The sequence below is a fragment of the Klebsiella sp. SWET4 genome, from assembly GCF_024296565.1.
Taxonomy (GTDB): domain Bacteria; phylum Pseudomonadota; class Gammaproteobacteria; order Enterobacterales; family Enterobacteriaceae; genus Klebsiella; species Klebsiella variicola.
This window is the reverse complement of the sequence record NZ_JANCOB010000001.1, coordinates 755,860-771,747: the sequence shown is the minus strand read 5'-3', so window position 1 is coordinate 771,747 and position 15,888 is coordinate 755,860. Positions and strand designations below refer to the sequence as shown.

18 protein-coding genes are annotated in these 15,888 nt (G+C 54.3%); 16 read left to right on the top strand and 2 right to left on the bottom strand.

From position 1 onward, the window contains the following. Positions 1–202: 202 nt before the first annotated feature. The 7 genes from NKJ21_RS04015 (at position 203) to NKJ21_RS03985 (ending at position 7,643) form a co-directional block, all read left to right on the top strand. Positions 203–1,741, top strand: coding sequence for a PTS transporter subunit EIIC (locus NKJ21_RS04015; RefSeq protein ID WP_008804901.1), 1,539 nt, complete (start codon positions 203–205; stop codon positions 1,739–1,741). A gap of 11 nt (positions 1,742–1,752) precedes the next feature. After that, positions 1,753–3,081, top strand: a complete 1,329-nt coding sequence (locus NKJ21_RS04010; protein WP_008804902.1) for a 6-phospho-alpha-glucosidase — start codon at positions 1,753–1,755, stop codon at positions 3,079–3,081. 731 nt (positions 3,082–3,812) lie between these two features. Further along, the gene (locus NKJ21_RS04005; protein ID WP_023322608.1) at positions 3,813–5,258 is read left to right on the top strand and encodes a sugar porter family MFS transporter; all 1,446 of its coding nucleotides are present in this window, start codon (positions 3,813–3,815) and stop codon (positions 5,256–5,258) included. Then, a complete protein-coding gene (locus NKJ21_RS04000) occupies positions 5,248–5,691 on the top strand; it encodes a PTS sugar transporter subunit IIA (protein ID WP_008804904.1) in 444 nt (147 codons plus the stop codon). Before NKJ21_RS04005 ends, NKJ21_RS04000 begins: the two co-directional genes overlap by 11 nt. Before the next feature lie 429 nt (positions 5,692–6,120). Beyond that, the gene (locus tag NKJ21_RS03995) at positions 6,121–6,360 is read left to right on the top strand and encodes a hypothetical protein (RefSeq protein ID WP_008804905.1); all 240 of its coding nucleotides are present in this window, start codon (positions 6,121–6,123) and stop codon (positions 6,358–6,360) included. 24 nt (positions 6,361–6,384) lie between these two features. Continuing rightward, positions 6,385–6,525 carry a hypothetical protein gene (locus NKJ21_RS03990; protein WP_012541739.1) on the top strand — a complete coding sequence of 47 codons (141 nt, stop codon included), beginning with the start codon at positions 6,385–6,387 and terminating at the stop codon, positions 6,523–6,525. 191 nt (positions 6,526–6,716) lie between these two features. After that, complete coding sequence (locus NKJ21_RS03985; RefSeq protein WP_016161015.1) at positions 6,717–7,643, top strand: alpha/beta hydrolase; 927 nt, start codon at positions 6,717–6,719, stop codon at positions 7,641–7,643. A 33-nt stretch (positions 7,644–7,676) separates the two neighbouring features. Here the strand turns inward: NKJ21_RS03985 and NKJ21_RS03980 are convergent, their stop codons facing one another. Beyond that, entirely contained in the window at positions 7,677–9,332 is a 1,656-nt protein-coding gene (locus NKJ21_RS03980; RefSeq protein WP_254732713.1) for a bifunctional diguanylate cyclase/phosphodiesterase, read from the bottom strand. Positions 9,333–9,628: 296 nt separating this feature from the next. On the opposite strand from NKJ21_RS03980, the gene NKJ21_RS03975 reads away from it, so the two are divergent. The 7 genes from NKJ21_RS03975 to NKJ21_RS03945 all read left to right on the top strand — a co-directional run bounded on the left by NKJ21_RS03975 (position 9,629) and on the right by NKJ21_RS03945 (position 13,647). Next, positions 9,629–9,877, top strand: coding sequence for a hypothetical protein (locus NKJ21_RS03975; RefSeq protein WP_008804908.1), 249 nt, complete (start codon positions 9,629–9,631; stop codon positions 9,875–9,877). A 310-nt stretch (positions 9,878–10,187) separates the two neighbouring features. Beyond that, positions 10,188–10,406, top strand: coding sequence for a ParD-like family protein (locus NKJ21_RS03970; RefSeq protein WP_002904808.1), 219 nt, complete (start codon positions 10,188–10,190; stop codon positions 10,404–10,406). Next, entirely contained in the window at positions 10,387–11,169 is a 783-nt protein-coding gene (gene map / locus NKJ21_RS03965; protein WP_008804909.1) for a type I methionyl aminopeptidase, read from the top strand. The genes NKJ21_RS03970 and map overlap by 20 nt, the downstream gene beginning before the upstream one ends. A 260-nt stretch (positions 11,170–11,429) precedes the next feature. Further along, the gene (locus tag NKJ21_RS03960) at positions 11,430–12,545 is read left to right on the top strand and encodes a serine hydrolase (RefSeq protein ID WP_072125996.1); all 1,116 of its coding nucleotides are present in this window, start codon (positions 11,430–11,432) and stop codon (positions 12,543–12,545) included. Further along, positions 12,532–12,876, top strand: a complete 345-nt coding sequence (locus tag NKJ21_RS03955; RefSeq protein ID WP_012968238.1) for a hypothetical protein — start codon at positions 12,532–12,534, stop codon at positions 12,874–12,876. Before NKJ21_RS03960 ends, NKJ21_RS03955 begins: the two co-directional genes overlap by 14 nt. Before the next feature lie 28 nt (positions 12,877–12,904). Continuing rightward, the gene (locus NKJ21_RS03950) at positions 12,905–13,438 is read left to right on the top strand and encodes a DUF2975 domain-containing protein (protein WP_046619755.1); all 534 of its coding nucleotides are present in this window, start codon (positions 12,905–12,907) and stop codon (positions 13,436–13,438) included. Between the two features lie 2 nt (positions 13,439–13,440). Next, complete coding sequence (locus tag NKJ21_RS03945) at positions 13,441–13,647, top strand: helix-turn-helix transcriptional regulator (protein WP_004205917.1); 207 nt, start codon at positions 13,441–13,443, stop codon at positions 13,645–13,647. A 159-nt stretch (positions 13,648–13,806) separates the two neighbouring features. Here NKJ21_RS03945 and NKJ21_RS03940 read toward each other — a convergent pair whose 3' ends face one another. Next, a complete protein-coding gene (locus tag NKJ21_RS03940; RefSeq protein WP_008804913.1) occupies positions 13,807–14,094 on the bottom strand; it encodes a type 1 fimbrial protein in 288 nt (95 codons plus the stop codon). Between the two features lie 445 nt (positions 14,095–14,539). Here NKJ21_RS03940 and NKJ21_RS03935 point away from each other — a divergent pair, with 445 nt between their 5' ends. Beyond that, complete coding sequence (locus NKJ21_RS03935) at positions 14,540–15,103, top strand: fimbrial protein (protein WP_012968240.1); 564 nt, start codon at positions 14,540–14,542, stop codon at positions 15,101–15,103. Between the two features lie 77 nt (positions 15,104–15,180). Next, positions 15,181–15,876, top strand: coding sequence for a molecular chaperone (locus tag NKJ21_RS03930; protein ID WP_023297607.1), 696 nt, complete (start codon positions 15,181–15,183; stop codon positions 15,874–15,876). Positions 15,877–15,888: the final 12 nt, after the last annotated feature.

The window sequence follows — 15,888 nt, the reverse complement described above, 5'->3', positions numbered from 1 at the left end:
ATGTAAATAAAAGATTATTTTTACATTGCAGCGAAAATTTCAACACTAACTCATCTATAAATCTCGCCATATTTATATATCTGTCCAGCAACAATATGTATGACTTTCATCACAGATGGCCCTTTTCCTGCTCGGGATCCCGGTGGTCTGCTCCTAGTCTGATAAGCCTATTCATCAGGTCTGCGAAGACGAGAGGACAACCATGATTGGCGTGAAAAAGCTTCAGGACTTTTCCAAAGCAATGATCGGGCCGGTGCTATATCTGCCGGCTATCGGCCTGTTGATCGCCCTGTTCAGCATGACCACCAACCGGCTGTGGGTGGATGAAAGCAGCGCGCTCTACCTGTTGGGGAAATTCGTCTCCAGTATGCTCTGGGCGCTGATGAACCATCTCGGGTTTCTGTTCTGCCTTGGGCTGGCCAGCGGCCTGGCGAAAACCCGCAAAGCCGAAGCGGCCTTCGTGGCGGCGATGACCTGGCTGGTGTATCTGGCGGCGAACAATAGCTGGCTGACCCTGACCCATCGCCTGGCGTCCGGTGCCACCAACGCGCAACTGTACGGCAGTGGACAAACCTTTATCTTTGGCTTTCAGGTCATTGATATGGGCGTGTTCCTTGGGATTATCCTTGGCTGCGCCGTCGCCTTTGTCCACAACCGCGTGGTCGGCATTGAGTTTCGCGGCGCGCTGTCGATCTACGGCAACAGTAAGCTGGTGCTGATCGTGATGCTACCGCTGGTTGGCCTGTTTGCTATCGCCACCGTCTATCTCTGGCCGGTGGTTGAGCTGGGCATTTCGGCGCTGACCGGCTTTATGAAATCCTTTGGCGCCATCGGGGTCTTCCTGTACGGTTTTCTCAACCGGTTCCTGATCCCGACCGGGTTGCATCATCTTATCTGGTCGCCGTTTGTCTTTACCTCCATCGGCGGACAGCTGCTGATTGATGGTCAAACGGTTATTGGCGCCAAGCCTATTTTCCTTGCCGAAATCGCCCGTCATCCCATCGGGGCGCTGAGTGATTCCGCCCGGTTTTTAACCTACGGGATGGTGAAGATCTTCGGCACCGCCGGCATGGCGCTCGCCTTCTACCGTACGGCGAAACCGGAGAATAAGCAGCGGCTTAAAGTCACGCTGATCCCCTTAATTGTGACCTCCGTTCTGGTGGGGATCACCGAACCTTTTGAGTTTCTCTTTATCTTCACCGCCCCGCTGCTGTGGCTTATCTACTCCCTGCTGGACGGTTTTTTCCAGATGCTGGCCTGGCTGCTTCACGTGCGGGTCTGCGCCACCAACGGTCTTATCGATTTTGTCGTCTATAACCTCCCTGCCGGCGCCAGCGTGACGCGCTGGCCGGTATTTGTCGCCCTCGGCCTGCTGGAGACCGCCACCATGTACCTGGTCGGCACCTTCTGTATTACCCGTCTGCGGATGCTCACCCCGGGCCGTGAAGCGGCTGCCGATGCGGAGCCTTCCGAGCAGACGGGCCAGGCAAGCGAGATTGCCGATAAAGGTACGCTGGTGATTGCGGGACTGGGCGGAAAAGAGAATGTCTGCGTAGTGGAAAACTGTTTTACCCGTCTGCGGGTCGATGTGCGCGACCCCGCCCTCATCCAGCAGTCGCTGTTGAAAGAGAGCGGCGGGAGCAGCGTGCTGATTAAAGGCAACCATGTCCAGGTGATCTATGGCCTGGGGGTTAACAAAATTCGAACGGCGGTCAACGCCAGTCTGGGTGTTACTGAATAACGAGGTGGTAAATGAAAGATAACTTTGTGGTCACGATTGCCGGCGGCGGCAGTACTTATACCCCTGGGATTGTGATGATGTTGCTGGAAAATATGTCGCGCTTTCCCCTGCGGGAGATCCGTCTGTACGACAACCATCACCAGCGTCAGAAAACGATCGGCGACGCCTGCGCTATTTTGGTGGCAGAACGCTTCCCGCAGGTGAAGTTCAGCTATACCACCGATCCGCAGGCGGCCTTCACTGACGTCGATTTTGTGATGGCGCATATTCGCGTCGGTCTGTATGAAATGCGGGAAAAGGATGAAAAGATCCCGTTAAAATATGGCGTGCCGGGACAGGAGACCTGCGGTCCGGGTGGGATTGCCTACGGCATGCGCTCCATTGCCGGGGTGCTGGAGCTGGTCGATTATATGCAGCAATACGCTCCGAACGCCTGGATGCTCAACTATTCCAATCCGGCGGCCATCGTCGCGGAAGCCACCCGTCGCCTGCGACCCGACGCGCGCATCATCAACATCTGCGATATGCCGGTGGCTATCGAGGGGCTGTTTGCCGACATCCTCGGCCTGCCGTCGCGCAAGGCGCTGAACGTCCGCTACTATGGCCTGAACCATTTCGGCTGGTGGACCCGTATCACCGATAAAGCCGGTAACGATCTGATGCCGGCGCTGAAGCGTCACGTGGCGGAACAGGGATACAGCAGTCCAAAAGAAGATTTTCAGCATAAAGCGCCAAGCTGGATCGAAACCTTTAAAAAGGTGAAGGATGTGTTTGCCCTCGATCCGTCGACACTGCCTAACACCTATCTGAAATACTACCTCTATCCTGACTATGAGGTGGCGCACGCCGATCCAGACTTTACGCGGGCGAACGAGGTGATGGCCGGACGTGAAAAAGAGGTCTTCGATATGGCCCGGGAGATTACCCGTCGGGGCACGGCGGAAGGCGCGCATTTTCATGCCGGGGCCCATGCCACCTTTATCGTCGACCTCGCCTGCGCCATCGCTTTTAACACCCAGGAGCGGATGCTGTTGATCGTTGAGAACAACGGGGCGATCGCCAACTTTGATGAGACGGCGATGGTGGAAGTCCCCTGCCTGGTGGGCGTCAATGGCCCGGAGCCGCTGGCGATGGGGAAAATCCCGTCGTTCCAGAAAGGGTTGATGGAGCAGCAGGTGGCGGTCGAAAAGCTGGTGGTTGACGCCTGGGTTGAGGGTAGTTACCAGAAACTGTGGCAGGCCATTACGCTATCGAAAACGGTGCCCAGCGCCGCGGTGGCGAAAGCCATCCTCGATGAACTGATCGTCGCCAACGAAGGCTACTGGCCCGCACTGCACTGATCTTTTTCGTGATGGGTAAAATGCAGAGGATCCCCCTTCTCTGCATTTTTACCCAGCGTTCCCGCCGGCCACACATTCATCCTATAACCTCCCCCACGGGCTTTCTTCCCCTCCAGACCGTTGCCAGAAGGCCGCCATCCTCGTTTTACCCTGATCAAAGTAATGAAATATAAATTCTATTCCAGGATATTATGGCGTAAAAATGTGATCTGCGTTGTATTCTTTGATTTACATTAACCTACTGAAAACAACATCATTATTACCGGCCTGTAAATTTAACCTGGTTTTCATGGGGATATGCTCCCTCCATCCTTTGTGATTGGCTTCATGCATTTACCATTCTGCAACACCAATTTGAAATTAAATTTTCATAATGTGATCTTGTAGCATTCTCATTCCATTTCTTTGTGCCATATTCTTATCACGATAAATCGCCGCAACGACAGCAACGTGCCACACCAGGGCGCTGTCCACCGGCAGACGTCGGCGCTGCCGACGCACTGAAGACCGCTAACCCGAAAAGGAGAACGGATATCGACTACATCCATGTCAACACCAAGCCGTAAACCTCTTTGACCGCCATTGCTGAGCGTACCCTGCCATGTGCTGAGCAATTACACAAAGAAGAAAAATCATTTAGTTCAGTTAGATACGACAACACAGGCGTAATAAATCCTGACTGGGGAGATGTATTTTTATCTTGTGTCGTTCAATAAAATAAAGGGACTACCATGTCATTTATAACAAACCTGAACCAGCAACAGAGAAAACGACTTCATCAGATCACCTTAGTGGCCACCTTCGGCGGCCTGCTTTTCGGTTACGACACCGGCGTTATCAACGGCGCCTTTTCCTCACTGAAGCAGTACATGGCGCTGACCCCGACTACCGAAGGGCTGGTGATGAGCGTCCTGCTGATCGGCGCCGCGCTGGGCAGCGTGTTTGGCGGCAAGTTTGCCGACTTCTTCGGCCGGCGCAAATATTTACTCTTCCTCTCCTTTATTTTTCTTATCGGCGCCCTGCTTTCCGCCGCAGCTCCCGATATCACCACCCTGCTGATTGCCCGCGCCCTGCTGGGCTACGCCGTCGGCGGCGCGTCGGTCACTGCCCCCACTTTTATTTCGGAAGTGGCGCCTACCGAGATGCGCGGTAAGCTGACCGGCCTGAATGAAGTCGCCATCGTCATTGGCCAGTTGGCGGCGTTTGCCATCAACGCGATCATTGGCATCATCTGGGGCCATCTGCCGGACGTCTGGCGCTATATGCTGCTGGTACAGGCCATTCCCGCTGTCTGCCTCTTTGTTGGCATGTGGCGCGCGCCGGAAAGCCCGCGCTGGCTGATCAGCAAAAATCGCCACGAGGAAGCGCTGCATATTCTCAAACAGATCCGCCCGGCGGAACGCGCGCAGAAGGAGTATGACGACATCTCCACCCTGATCAAAATTGAAGCCGGCAATAAGTACAGCGCTCAGGGCACCTTCACGACTATCCTCAAAACGCCATGGATCCTCAAAATTTTGCTGGTCGGTATTACCTGGGCCGCGTTGCAGCAAACTACTGGGGTTAACGTCATTATGTACTACGGCACGGAAATTCTGAATGCTGCCGGCTTCTCAGAGCGTACCTCGCTGATCTGTAACGTGCTGAACGGTGTCTTCTCCGTCGGCGGTATGCTGATTGGCGTGCTGTTCCTTGTCGACCGTTTCAAACGTAAGACGATCATTATCTACGGCTTTGCCATTATGGCCACGCTGCACCTGATTATCGCCGCTGTCGATTACACCCTGGTGGGCGATCTGAAAGCCACCGCCATCTGGCTGCTGGGCGCGCTGTTCGTCGGTGTGATGCAGGGTTCCATGGGCTTTATTACCTGGGTGGTATTAGCTGAGCTGTTCCCGTTGAAATTCCGCGGGCTGTCGATGGGGATCTCGGTATTTTTCATGTGGATCATGAACGCGGTGGTCAGCTACCTGTTCCCGCTGCTGCAGGCGAAACTGGGCCTTGGGCCGGTCTTCTTCATCTTCGCAGCCATCAACTACTTAGCGATTCTGTTCGTGGTCTTCGCCCTACCGGAGACCTCCAATAAATCGCTCGAGCAGTTAGAAGAAGAGCTGTCATCGAATCACGAGGGTAAAAAATCTACGCGTCTCACCAGGGAGGTTGGCTATGATCGATAACATCACGCTGGATAATCTGCATATCGGCTGCAAGGCCAGTAATAAAGCGGAAGTGATCGCTATGATTGGCGCGGAGTGTAAAGCCAAAGGATATGTGAATCAGGAGTGCGTTCACTTTCTGCTGGAGCGTGAACATCAGGTTTCCACTTTTTTGGGGAATGGCATCACCTTGCCACATTTGCCGAAATCCGCGACGGATATCATTCTCAAAACCGGCATTGAGATCTTTCAGTTCCCTGATGGCGTTATCTGGGATCGCAGCAACGTGATGTTTATTGCCATCGGCGTCATCGCGAAAGAAAAAGAGCATATTGATGTGCTCAAAGAAATTGCCTCGATATTTAGCGATGAACTGATCGCTAACGCGCTGTCATTAATTTCAGACAAAAATGACTTCCTGAAAATTCTGCAACATAATGCCTTGCCTCATTAGGTATGACGCCAGCCGGAGCCTTGGCTCCGGCTGTTTCAGACCACTCCCGCAAGCGGCCAGCGGTGAATAGTAAATAGGTTTTAATTTAGCTGGTGATAGAGCCACATAAAATAATAACAATGGAAATTACCGTCATATTGTTAAATGGGCCATGGAGAATATTTCACTGCCACAATCAATTTTAAAAAAACCAATAAAAACAAGTGATTTCGTTTTTTACCCACCGTTCTCTACGCCTTTCCATTGCCATGCAGCGATCGCTGCATGCCAGTGATTACTGCGCTATTCCATTAATTTTGATTTATATCAATACCTCGTCGGGCATTAAACTGCATTTTACAGCGCGATTATTTTGGCAAGGTGTATACGACATTGGTTTTACGACTTGGATATTTCTTTAGCCGTCCCTCAAGCCTGTGGGGATGGTTGATGTGTAACGCGCTTAACGGCATCGCGATTGTGCTTTGCTTTCGCGCGATAAGCATCGTGACGGGCTTTAGCGAAGTGGTCTGGCAGGTCATCATCACGCTGGCTATTATTATATCAACCTGGTACAGCGCTAATTATTTCGCTGCGCTGGAAGCTCGACGCGATAAACGACGCTTTCTGCTGCTGGCCTGGGTGGTCATCACCATTCTGTTAAATTTCATTCACCTTGGCGGTGGTTAACGCTGTTAATGCAAGGATCATCTCATGACGCTGGCGATGCTGTGGGTGCTTATCAGTCATCATAAAGGGCTGACGCTGTTACTGATCGTGGTCATTGCGCTGGTGCTTATTGCGCTCATCCCGCTGGTAAAAAGGCTGTTGCGTAGCATCAACGGCGATCCCTGACCCTGTCCTGATGGCCGCCGACAGGCGGCCATGTATCCTGCGTTTTCGCTTCGCCCCCCCCCACCAGCCCCGTCCGGTATCCCACGCAGATCCAAAGCGCACAAAAGAAATGAGAACCATTATCAAACAAGCTGTGTTACCGTGTCAGCCCAACAAAATGACAGCTCAAAGAATACAGGGGGTTAGACAAGGTGAAGCGGAATTCAGGGAGCATCCGGGCGCGCGGGCTGCTGACGCTGGCGGTTGGCGTGCTCTTCTACAGTAGCGGTAGCACCGCCCGACCGGATCTTCAGCCGCTGGGGCCAAACATCGCCGATAAAGGGTCAGCGTACTATCATTTTACGCAACGTCAGTATGACTCCGCCGATGGCGAACGCCACTACCGGGTGTGGACTGCCGTGCCGGACAAAGCCCCGCCCGCCGCCGGCTATCCTGTGCTGTATATGCTGGATGGTAACGCGGTGATGGATAAGCTTAACGACGCCCTTCTGCAGCAGCTCTCCGCCGGCTCCCCGCCGGTGATCGTCGCTATCGGTTACCAGACAACGCTGCCCTTCGATACCGCCGCCCGGGCCTGGGATTACACTCCTCCGCTAAAGGCCTTCAAACCGCAAGTCGGGAAACCCGCGCTGCCGCCGCGAAAAACCGGAGGTAATGACCTGTTTCGTCAGTTGCTGACCGAAACAATGGTGCCGCAAACGGAAGCTCACCTGAAAATAGATCCCCACCAGCGCGCGATCTGGGGCCACTCCTACGGCGGGCTGTTTGTGCTCGACGCGTGGCGGAAGACCTCGCTGTTTCATCTCTATTATTCGGCCAGCCCGTCGCTGGGCCAGGCGCAGGAATCTCCGCTGAAGGGCAGCGAAGCCTTAAGCGCTACCGCCTTCTCCGGGAAATCGCTGTATCTGCTGGAAGGTGATGGCAAAGCTGCCCGGGAACCCACCGGCCACGTGGCTTCCCTAAGTGTGTTGCGACAAACCCAGCAGCAGCTGGCCGACAAAGGCCTGACGGTGGCTTTCTGGCGCTACCCTGGTATGACGCACGGTCAGATGTTTGACGTCTCGCTGCAGTCGGCTCTGCTGCATCTTTCCGGGCAGGCTCCGCTGGCGCATCAGTAATGACGCTACGCCCACCCGCAGCCGGTGGGCGTATCAGGACGACGGAGGCAGGTGTTTAATATCCACCGGCTCGCCGAACAGAAAGCCTTGCATCTCGTCACACCCTTCCTCTTCGAGGATCTGCAGTTGCCCGGCGGTTTCCACACCCTCGGCGATAAGCGGCGTATTAATTGAATTTCCCAGCGAAATGATGGCCCGCACGAATGAGCGGACCTGGGGATTACTCTCCACATCAAGCATAAAGCTGCGGTCGAGTTTAATCACGTCGAAATGGAAATCGCGCAGCATGCTCAGGGAGGAGTAGCCGGTACCGAAGTCATCGAGCGCGATGCTGATCCCCATTTTTTGCAGATGATGCAGGACGCTAAAGGCCAGCTGCTTATTGATGATGAACGCCGTCTCCGTCACTTCAAACTCAAGCAGGCTGACCGGATAGGCGGTACGCATCAGGATCTCGCGGACTTTTTCGATAAAGCTGCGGTGACGCAACTGCACCGGCGAGATATTGACCGAAACTTTTCTGTTGAGACCCTTTTCCAGCGATTCGTTACACACCTGCTCGAGCACCCAGTAACCTAAGGGCACGATGGCGCCAATCTCTTCGGCGATGGGAATAAACACGTCAGGCGGGATCGGCCCCAGCTGCGGATGCTGCCAGCGCAGCAGCGCCTCGTAACCGGTGATCCGGCGATCTTTGATGTTGCGGATAGCCTGATAGTGGAGCGAAAATTCTCCAGCGTGAATACCGCGCCGGATGTCGGCGGCCATCATATTGCGCTGCCGCGTCTTGTCATCCATTTCACGTTCGTACCAGCAAATCTTGTGGTCGAGACTGCTCTTTGCCCGATACATGGCCAGATCGGAATTGCTCAGTACCGTGTTAATATCCGTACCGTCCTCCGGGTAGACCGAGATGCCAATGCTGGCGGAGAGAACCACTTCCGTCGCGGCAAACGTCTGCTTACCGCTGAAGCAGTGCCAGAGGCGCGCAGCAAAGGCATCCACTTCACCCTCATCGGCAAAAGGTTTAACGGCCACAAACTCATCGCCGCCAAAGCGCGCGACCATCTCCTCCTTCTGCAGCGTTTTCAGCACGGCGCCTGCCACACGCTGCAGCAGCTGGTCACCAATCAGATGGCCCTGCAGGTCATTAATCTCTTTAAACTTGTCTAAATCGATGGTGAAAATGGCAAAGCGGCGGGCATCATTACCGGTGATCAGCTTTTCCACCCGCTCAAAGAACTCCACCCGGTTAGGTAAACCAGTCAGCGCATCGTAGCGCGCCATCCATGCGATGCGGTCATTAATCGCTTTTTGTTCACTGATATCGCGGGTGATTTTGGCAAAACCCAGCAGGGTGTTCTGCTCATCGCGGATGGTATCGATCATGACATGCGCCCAGAATCGGGAGCCGTCTTTGCGGTAACGCCAGCCTTCCCCTTCGAACTGCCCGCTACGCAGGGCGATTTCCAGGTTTTTCGCGGGTACACCGGAGAGTTGCTCAGCTTCGCTATAGAAGAGACCGAAGTAGCAACCGATGATCTCGTCGCTCAGGTACCCTTTTGCCCGGCGGGCACCTTCGTTCCAGCTGATGACCATACCGTCAGTGCTCAGCATGTATATGGCATAATCTTTAACACTTTCAATAAAGTGACGATAGGCGATATCCGTCAGGTGATCGTTACTCATGGTACAGCGCTCTCTGTGGCTCGGTCGTGGCAAAACGCACTAGATATAGCAGAACAACGCCCATGATGAATACAAGGTTAAGACGTTTTGTTGCCGCCTTTCTGGCCCTGGCAACCGCAGATAGCGCGCCAGACAGCTCTGTTAAGCGTAGTGGAATCCACTGCGCCGGGTAATGACAATCTGACGATTTTTGCACTTAGGTCGCCCACTAATAGTTACTTTTATTGATTAAAAAGTTTGATTGAAAGAATAAATAAAAGGAGTAATGTTAATAATACTTTCTATGGAGGTTAAATATGTTGCGTGATTATTTAAAAGTGGAAAAAGAAGACCAGCTTGTTGAACAACAGAGCCGTCATGACAATAGCCAGCATTATTCTGCGGTGACTGAATGGGTTATTTTGAGTAAAGATGGTCAGCGTAAAGGTCGGGTATCCCTGTTCGACCGTTTCACCACCCGCCGCTCCTGGAGCGACAGCTTTCGCATTACGCAGTTCGATAATGCGGGTAAAGTGGTGGTGGATAAACTCACTGACGCGCTGTAACTCCCCCGGATTCCCGGCCTGACGGGAGAATATTCATACGCAAAATTAACACCTGCATTAAATATATTGATGCGCCGCGCTTCGCCGCCGTCATGTTATTTTCATTCTGCATACCGATAATCTAATGGGTAATTTCGCCATGGTGAATGGCGCGAATGATTAACCCGAAAAAAATGCTGAAAATAAGCCCGCTGGTCGGGCTTTTTTGCGTGGGCCTCTCGCCTCCCCCCCGGTCACGACACAAAATGCCCATGACATCCCGTGCCGGTCTGTATGCGATGCATATACGAATCATATATGGACTGTCTCTATGGGAATCGTCAAAATCTCCGATCTATTGCACGATGATATTCGTGATGCCAGCAAAGCTATGTCCCGCTCCGTCAATGCCCAGGCGGAATACTGGATCCGTCTGGGCATGATGAGCGAGCTCTACCCCGAGCTTAACCACCAGCAGATCAAACTGCTGATGCTGAAATCCGGCTCTGACCGTCTGCTGGAGGTAATCAATGCCATCAATAATCATTAAAACCGCCGATGAACTCGCACGTCAGCGCCATGCCGGCCAGCTGCTGGCGTCGGTGTTTGATATGCTGGATACCTTTATCGTTCCCGGCGTAACGACGATGGCGATTAACGATCGAGTGGAAGATTTTATCGTCAACCAACTGCATGCCCGCCCGGCCAGCAAGGGGCAATACGATTTTCCCTATGTGTTGAACACCTCCATTAACGATGTGGTGTGCCACGGGATCCCCAAAGCGACCGAACATCTGCGCGCCGGGATGATTGTTAACGTCGATATCACCCTGGAGAAAGCGGGCATGATTGCCGACTCCAGCAAGATGTACCTGATAGGCGATGTCTCCCCGCTGGCCCGCCGGCTGGTAAAGACCACCTATGAAGCGATGTGGAAAGGCATTGAGGTGGTGAAACCTGGCGCGACGCTGGGCGATATTGGTCACGCTATTCAGCGCTGGGTCGAGGACCATGGCTACAGCGTGGTCAGAGAATATTGCGGTCACGGCGTCGGCCAGGAAATGCATGAGGAACCGCAGGTGCTGCATTACGGCCGCCCCGGGGAAGGCGCCGTGTTGCGCGAAGGAATGGTGTTCACCATTGAGCCGATGGTGAACCAGGGCGACAGCCGCATCAAAACCAAAAAAGATGGCTGGACTGTCGTCACCCGCGATAAAAAACTCTCCGCGCAATGGGAGCACACCGTGGCCGTCACCGCCAACGGATTTGAGGTGCTGACGCTACGCGACGACGAGCAGTCGCGGATCCGCTAAGTTTTCTTCTCCCGGCATAGCCGACATTTCTCGCTGGCGAGTACCTCTCTTCGTCAGCGCACTTTATTCCCTGGCCTCTATTGCCCCCCGCGTTCTCCACACCGCGCCGGGAGTGTCTGCTTTACTCCTCATAAAGTTAATCATAAAACGATAAAAATTTATTGTAAAACGATAAACACCAGGCTAACCTGCGCTCACTTTAACACCAGGGAGAAGCGGTATTCCCTCACCTGGATGTCGTACCGCGTTAAGGAGAAAACATGCGCTGGAACCGCTATCGCCGGGACAGACAGATCATTGCCGCCGTGCTGGTTTTTACCGTCATCGTGGCGGCGGGGATCGCCCTGCAGCCCGGCTTTCATCCCCCCAGCTCCCGGACGACGGGGGATAAACAGCTGGTCTCGATATTAACGCCCCTGCTTAATGGCGCCCGCGGACAGGTCGCCGCAGCGCTGATTACGCCTCAGGGGGTGCGCTACGGTCTGTGGGGGAGCGAGTATACGACACAGTATGAGATCGCCAGCCTGAGCAAAACCATGACCGCCAGCCTGCTGCTGGAGGCTATTCGCCGCGGCGAAGTCACCGCGCAGACGCCGGTGTCGGCGCTGGTCCCGGAGATTGTCAGCCCGGTGCGGGATGTTACCCTGGAGCAACTGGTTTCTCACCGTTCAGGACTGCCACCGCTCACCGCGTCGGTTGGGCAGCGGCTGGCTATTCTGAGCGATATTGCCCGGCGGCAGAATCCCTGGCGCTACGATCGACCCGCGCTGATCGCGATGATGAACCAGGCCACCCTGCAGCCGACGAAATGGTTTGATTATTCCAACGCCGGGTTTGCCCTGCTCGGACTGGCGCTGGAGCGGGCGTCCCATCGCGATTTTGCCACACTGATGGCGCAACGGGTCTTTGCCCCCGCCGGAATGCAGGGCGCGGAAGTGGCCCGGCACAATACTCCAGCCTCGCCGACGTTTACCATGGGCTGGTCAGCCCCTGGTTTCCCTCAGCAGCCATGGGTGATGGACGCCTTCGCCCCCGCCGGCGGCGTCCGCGCCACGATTGTCGATATGGCGAAATATGCCCAGGCGCTGCTGGCAGCAAACCTGGCGGGCAGTGAAGGTATGCACTCCCTGTTCGCCACCGATGATCCCGATTCCCGGGTGGGTTATGCCTGGTTCACTACCCGCGTCCGCGGACGGGAGATCGTCTGGCATGACGGGCAGAGTGGCGGCTTTGCGGCAATGATGGCCTTCGACCGACAGCGACAGACCGCGGTAGTGATCCTCTCCGATACCGCCTGGCCGGTGATCGGACCTGCCATCAAGCTCTTACTGGCTGCCACCCCTGATGAACAGGAGGCGCGTAATGAACGGAATTGACATCCTCTGGGCGCTGTTAACGCTGTTGTCGGTGATCCTGTTTATTTCCGGCGACTGGCTGGCGCAGCGAAAAATACGCCTGCTCAATTATGTTTTGCTGGCGACCGGGGTTATTTATCTCGCCGAGGTTTTCCAGACCCTGCAGAATCTCGGCAAAATGGGCTACCTGTTTCGGATGCTGACCTGGACCATCCAGGCGTCGTTCATCACCCTCAGCCTCTACCGCGTCTGGACCCGTCCGTGGTTTGCCAGCCGTCGTCGCGGCGTCCGGGCGATGAGCGTTGTCTTCGCCGTGGCCCTTATGTCATGCTTGGCGCGGCTGGTGCTTTAATTATTCTCATCAATCAGGAAGGTAAATTGTGAAGCAATCCAGAACCCGGCTGAGTCTGGCTATTATTAGCGGCATACTGCCCCTCTTTTTTATGCTCGCCCTGATCGTGCCGCTGTGGATTTTCTTTACCGGCGAACGATATTTTCTTTCCACCCTGCTGCACTTTGCTGAAGTGCCGTTAACCGACAACCCGGCCCAGGCGCCGGGGATGGCGAGACGTTTGCTGCTGCTGGCCCTGCTGTATCTCCCGGCCGGGCTGTTCGCGTTCGCTATCTGGCAGGGCATGAAGGTAACCCGTAGCGTCCGCCAGCGCAGCGTGCTCAGCCTCTCCCTGGCGCACAGCGTTCGTTACATCGCTCTGGCCATGGTGGGCATGGGGATCCTGTTGCCGGTGTGCCGCTTTCTGATCCCGCTGCTCGCCTGGTGGCCGCAGCCTTATTATCAGGTGGTGTTTCTGCTCAGCGACGGGGGGCTGCTTCTGACAGGAAGCTTGCTGTTTGTGACATTTCACGCCATGCTCCACGGGATCCGTGCTGAAGAAGAGAATAAGGAGTTTATTTAACGATGGCTGTGGTGGTGAATCTGGACAAACTGCTGGTGGAAAAAAAGATGACGTCCAGGGCGCTGGCGGCCTTTGTAGGCATTACCGAACAGAACCTGTCGCTGCTCAAGTCGGGAAAAGTCAAAGGCATCCGTTTTGATACCCTGTCCCGCATCTGCGAGGCGCTGGAATGTCAGCCCGGTGATATCCTCGCCTGGGAACCCGACTGAGGCGATACTCTGCTGTCGGACGACGGCAAGGATTGTTTTCATGAAATGTACTCTACGTGCGCGTCACCCCAGTAGTCACTGCTGACGCGCGCTGAAACCGCCCACCGCGTTACCCTTTACGTCCTGCATCCGCTTACCCTTCACCGCGTTTTTCTTACCTTAGCGATAGCGAATAATGACATCCGCTTCACTGTGCTGTGCATTTCGCCAGTGGAGACTGACCTCACCGCGATCATCCGGCATGGCATAGCGAGGGGGGTTGTCTGTCAAGGCGACCTGTTCCGGTGAACGGTGCTGGCACGAAACATCGATACGATTGCGCTGCGGCGCGATAAGACAGGCCGGATTGATGACACGGCCCGAAAAATGAACCTGACCGGAGAGCGCAGCAGACGACGCCAGCGGTGCCAGACACAGACATATTAGAGCGAGACGGAGCGGAGACATAGCAATCTTCCTTGATAGCGAGTGACACTGCGCGGCACAGAATCGTTCTGTGCCATCCAACCTGCGGCTTCCTGCCGCGATCTTCACGCTACGGCAAAATAGCGGCAGCGTAAACGATTATTCTGCCCTCTCCGGTCAACTGCCGGGAATAACAGCAACTTTTTGCCAGAACTTTGCCAAAACAGGCGTCCCCGGGAAATAATACATTCTGTATATAGAACCCAATTACAATATTAAATGAGATTATACTTACACCAAAAAATAAAGATTGTTACAGCTTAACACACCTTATCCATGGGCCTTTACGACGTTCTCCGTATAATCCCGCCCCCGACGGCAGTATACATTAGTGATGCTTACCGTTTTTTGTGAACAGAAATAAAAAACATGCATTAAAAATGTTAAACGATTTAATTAACTTGTGATTATTTAATAAGGTTTGAGTATGAAAGAAAAAGGCACCCTGCTGGTTGTGGGTTCACTGCTGGCCTTCAGTCTGGCTACTGTGACCCCCGCCCGCGCGGCGGGCACACTGAATTTCACCGGTAAAATTATTAACGAGTCGTGCCAGATCGCCAACAACGGTGGCGATGTGAATGTCGATTTTGGCAACGTCGATATGTCGGCGCTGAAATCACATGAAGCGAAAACCGCAGAAACACCGTTTACCATCAACCTGACCGGCTGCCCGCTGGCGCAGAATATCAGCATTAGCCTGGAGGGTACCCCGGACACCAATGCTAACGGCACCAGCGCCGCCGTGCTGGCGCTCTCCGATGCCGCGGATACCGCCAAAGGGGTGGGCATTGAAGTCTTCTCTTCCCCTGACGGCTCAACGGAAGGCACTCAGTTGACCTTTGACAAACAGAGCAAAACGGCGGTTTCGCAAGCCGACGAAAACGGTGATATTGCCTTTAATTTTATTGCCGATCTGAAGAGCGATTCCTCCCTGGATGTCACCGCCGGCAATATTAATGCCACGGCCAATATTGATATTGTATATGAATAGAATGTGCTGATTGCCGCTTTTACCGAGGGCAGCATCCCCTGCCCTTATTTTCATTCCTCGTGACCGGATCCTCAATTATGCAGTGTTATAAAATGGCTTTTTTCCTGAGCCTTCTCTTTTGTCCGCTCCTGGCGTCTGCTGCCGGGGTTGCCATTGCCGGCACGCGTGTCATTTATAATGAACAAAGTCATGAGGCCGACATCACGGTAAAAAACACCAATCCTCACGATCCGGTACTTATTCAGAGCTGGGTAGACGATCTGGCTGGTAATAATAAATCACCGTTTATCGTCACCCCGCCATTGTTCCGTCTGGACGCCGGAGACAGCAACGATCTGCGCGTATTATTAACCTCGGCGCAACTGCCAAACGATCGGGAAAGTTTGTTCACCCTGAATATCAAAGTGATTCCTGCCAATACCGCGCCGGCTGGCGAGAACATTCTGCAATTTGCTATTAAGAATCAACTTAAGCTCATTTATCGCCCGGCAGGACTCCCCGGCTCGGCGCTCGACGCGGCGCAGCACCTGCGCTGGCACGTCAGTGGCAACCACCTGCAGGCGGAGAATGCCTCCCCCTATTATGTGACTATCACCACGCTCACCTGCGCGGGCCAGAACCAGAAAACACCGCTTGAGCACAGCGTGATTGCCCCTCACAGCCGTGAAGAGTACGCCCTGCCCGGCGAGGCCTGCACCCGCCAGGTGAGCTGGCGCATTTTGGATGATTTTGGCGCTGTGCAGACGTTTAGCGCTCCCGTTTCGGCGCACTAAAAGCCTGATGTC

Coding starts and splice junctions, on each gene's coding strand:
- NKJ21_RS03975 (WP_008804908.1), top strand. CDS start 9,629: ATGTTGCGTGATTATTTAAAAGTGGAAAAAGAAGACCAGCTTGTTGAA.
- NKJ21_RS04005 (WP_023322608.1), top strand. CDS start 3,813: ATGTCATTTATAACAAACCTGAACCAGCAACAGAGAAAACGACTTCAT.
- NKJ21_RS03945 (WP_004205917.1), top strand. CDS start 13,441: ATGGCTGTGGTGGTGAATCTGGACAAACTGCTGGTGGAAAAAAAGATG.
- NKJ21_RS04015 (WP_008804901.1), top strand. CDS start 203: ATGATTGGCGTGAAAAAGCTTCAGGACTTTTCCAAAGCAATGATCGGG.
- NKJ21_RS03960 (WP_072125996.1), top strand. CDS start 11,430: ATGCGCTGGAACCGCTATCGCCGGGACAGACAGATCATTGCCGCCGTG.
- NKJ21_RS03930 (WP_023297607.1), top strand. CDS start 15,181: ATGCAGTGTTATAAAATGGCTTTTTTCCTGAGCCTTCTCTTTTGTCCG.
- NKJ21_RS03955 (WP_012968238.1), top strand. CDS start 12,532: ATGAACGGAATTGACATCCTCTGGGCGCTGTTAACGCTGTTGTCGGTG.
- map (WP_008804909.1), top strand. CDS start 10,387: ATGCCATCAATAATCATTAAAACCGCCGATGAACTCGCACGTCAGCGC.
- NKJ21_RS04010 (WP_008804902.1), top strand. CDS start 1,753: ATGAAAGATAACTTTGTGGTCACGATTGCCGGCGGCGGCAGTACTTAT.
- NKJ21_RS03940 (WP_008804913.1), bottom strand. CDS start 14,094: ATGTCTCCGCTCCGTCTCGCTCTAATATGTCTGTGTCTGGCACCGCTG.
- NKJ21_RS03990 (WP_012541739.1), top strand. CDS start 6,385: ATGACGCTGGCGATGCTGTGGGTGCTTATCAGTCATCATAAAGGGCTG.
- NKJ21_RS03995 (WP_008804905.1), top strand. CDS start 6,121: ATGTGTAACGCGCTTAACGGCATCGCGATTGTGCTTTGCTTTCGCGCG.
- NKJ21_RS03970 (WP_002904808.1), top strand. CDS start 10,188: ATGGGAATCGTCAAAATCTCCGATCTATTGCACGATGATATTCGTGAT.
- NKJ21_RS03980 (WP_254732713.1), bottom strand. CDS start 9,332: ATGAGTAACGATCACCTGACGGATATCGCCTATCGTCACTTTATTGAA.
- NKJ21_RS03935 (WP_012968240.1), top strand. CDS start 14,540: ATGAAAGAAAAAGGCACCCTGCTGGTTGTGGGTTCACTGCTGGCCTTC.
- NKJ21_RS04000 (WP_008804904.1), top strand. CDS start 5,248: ATGATCGATAACATCACGCTGGATAATCTGCATATCGGCTGCAAGGCC.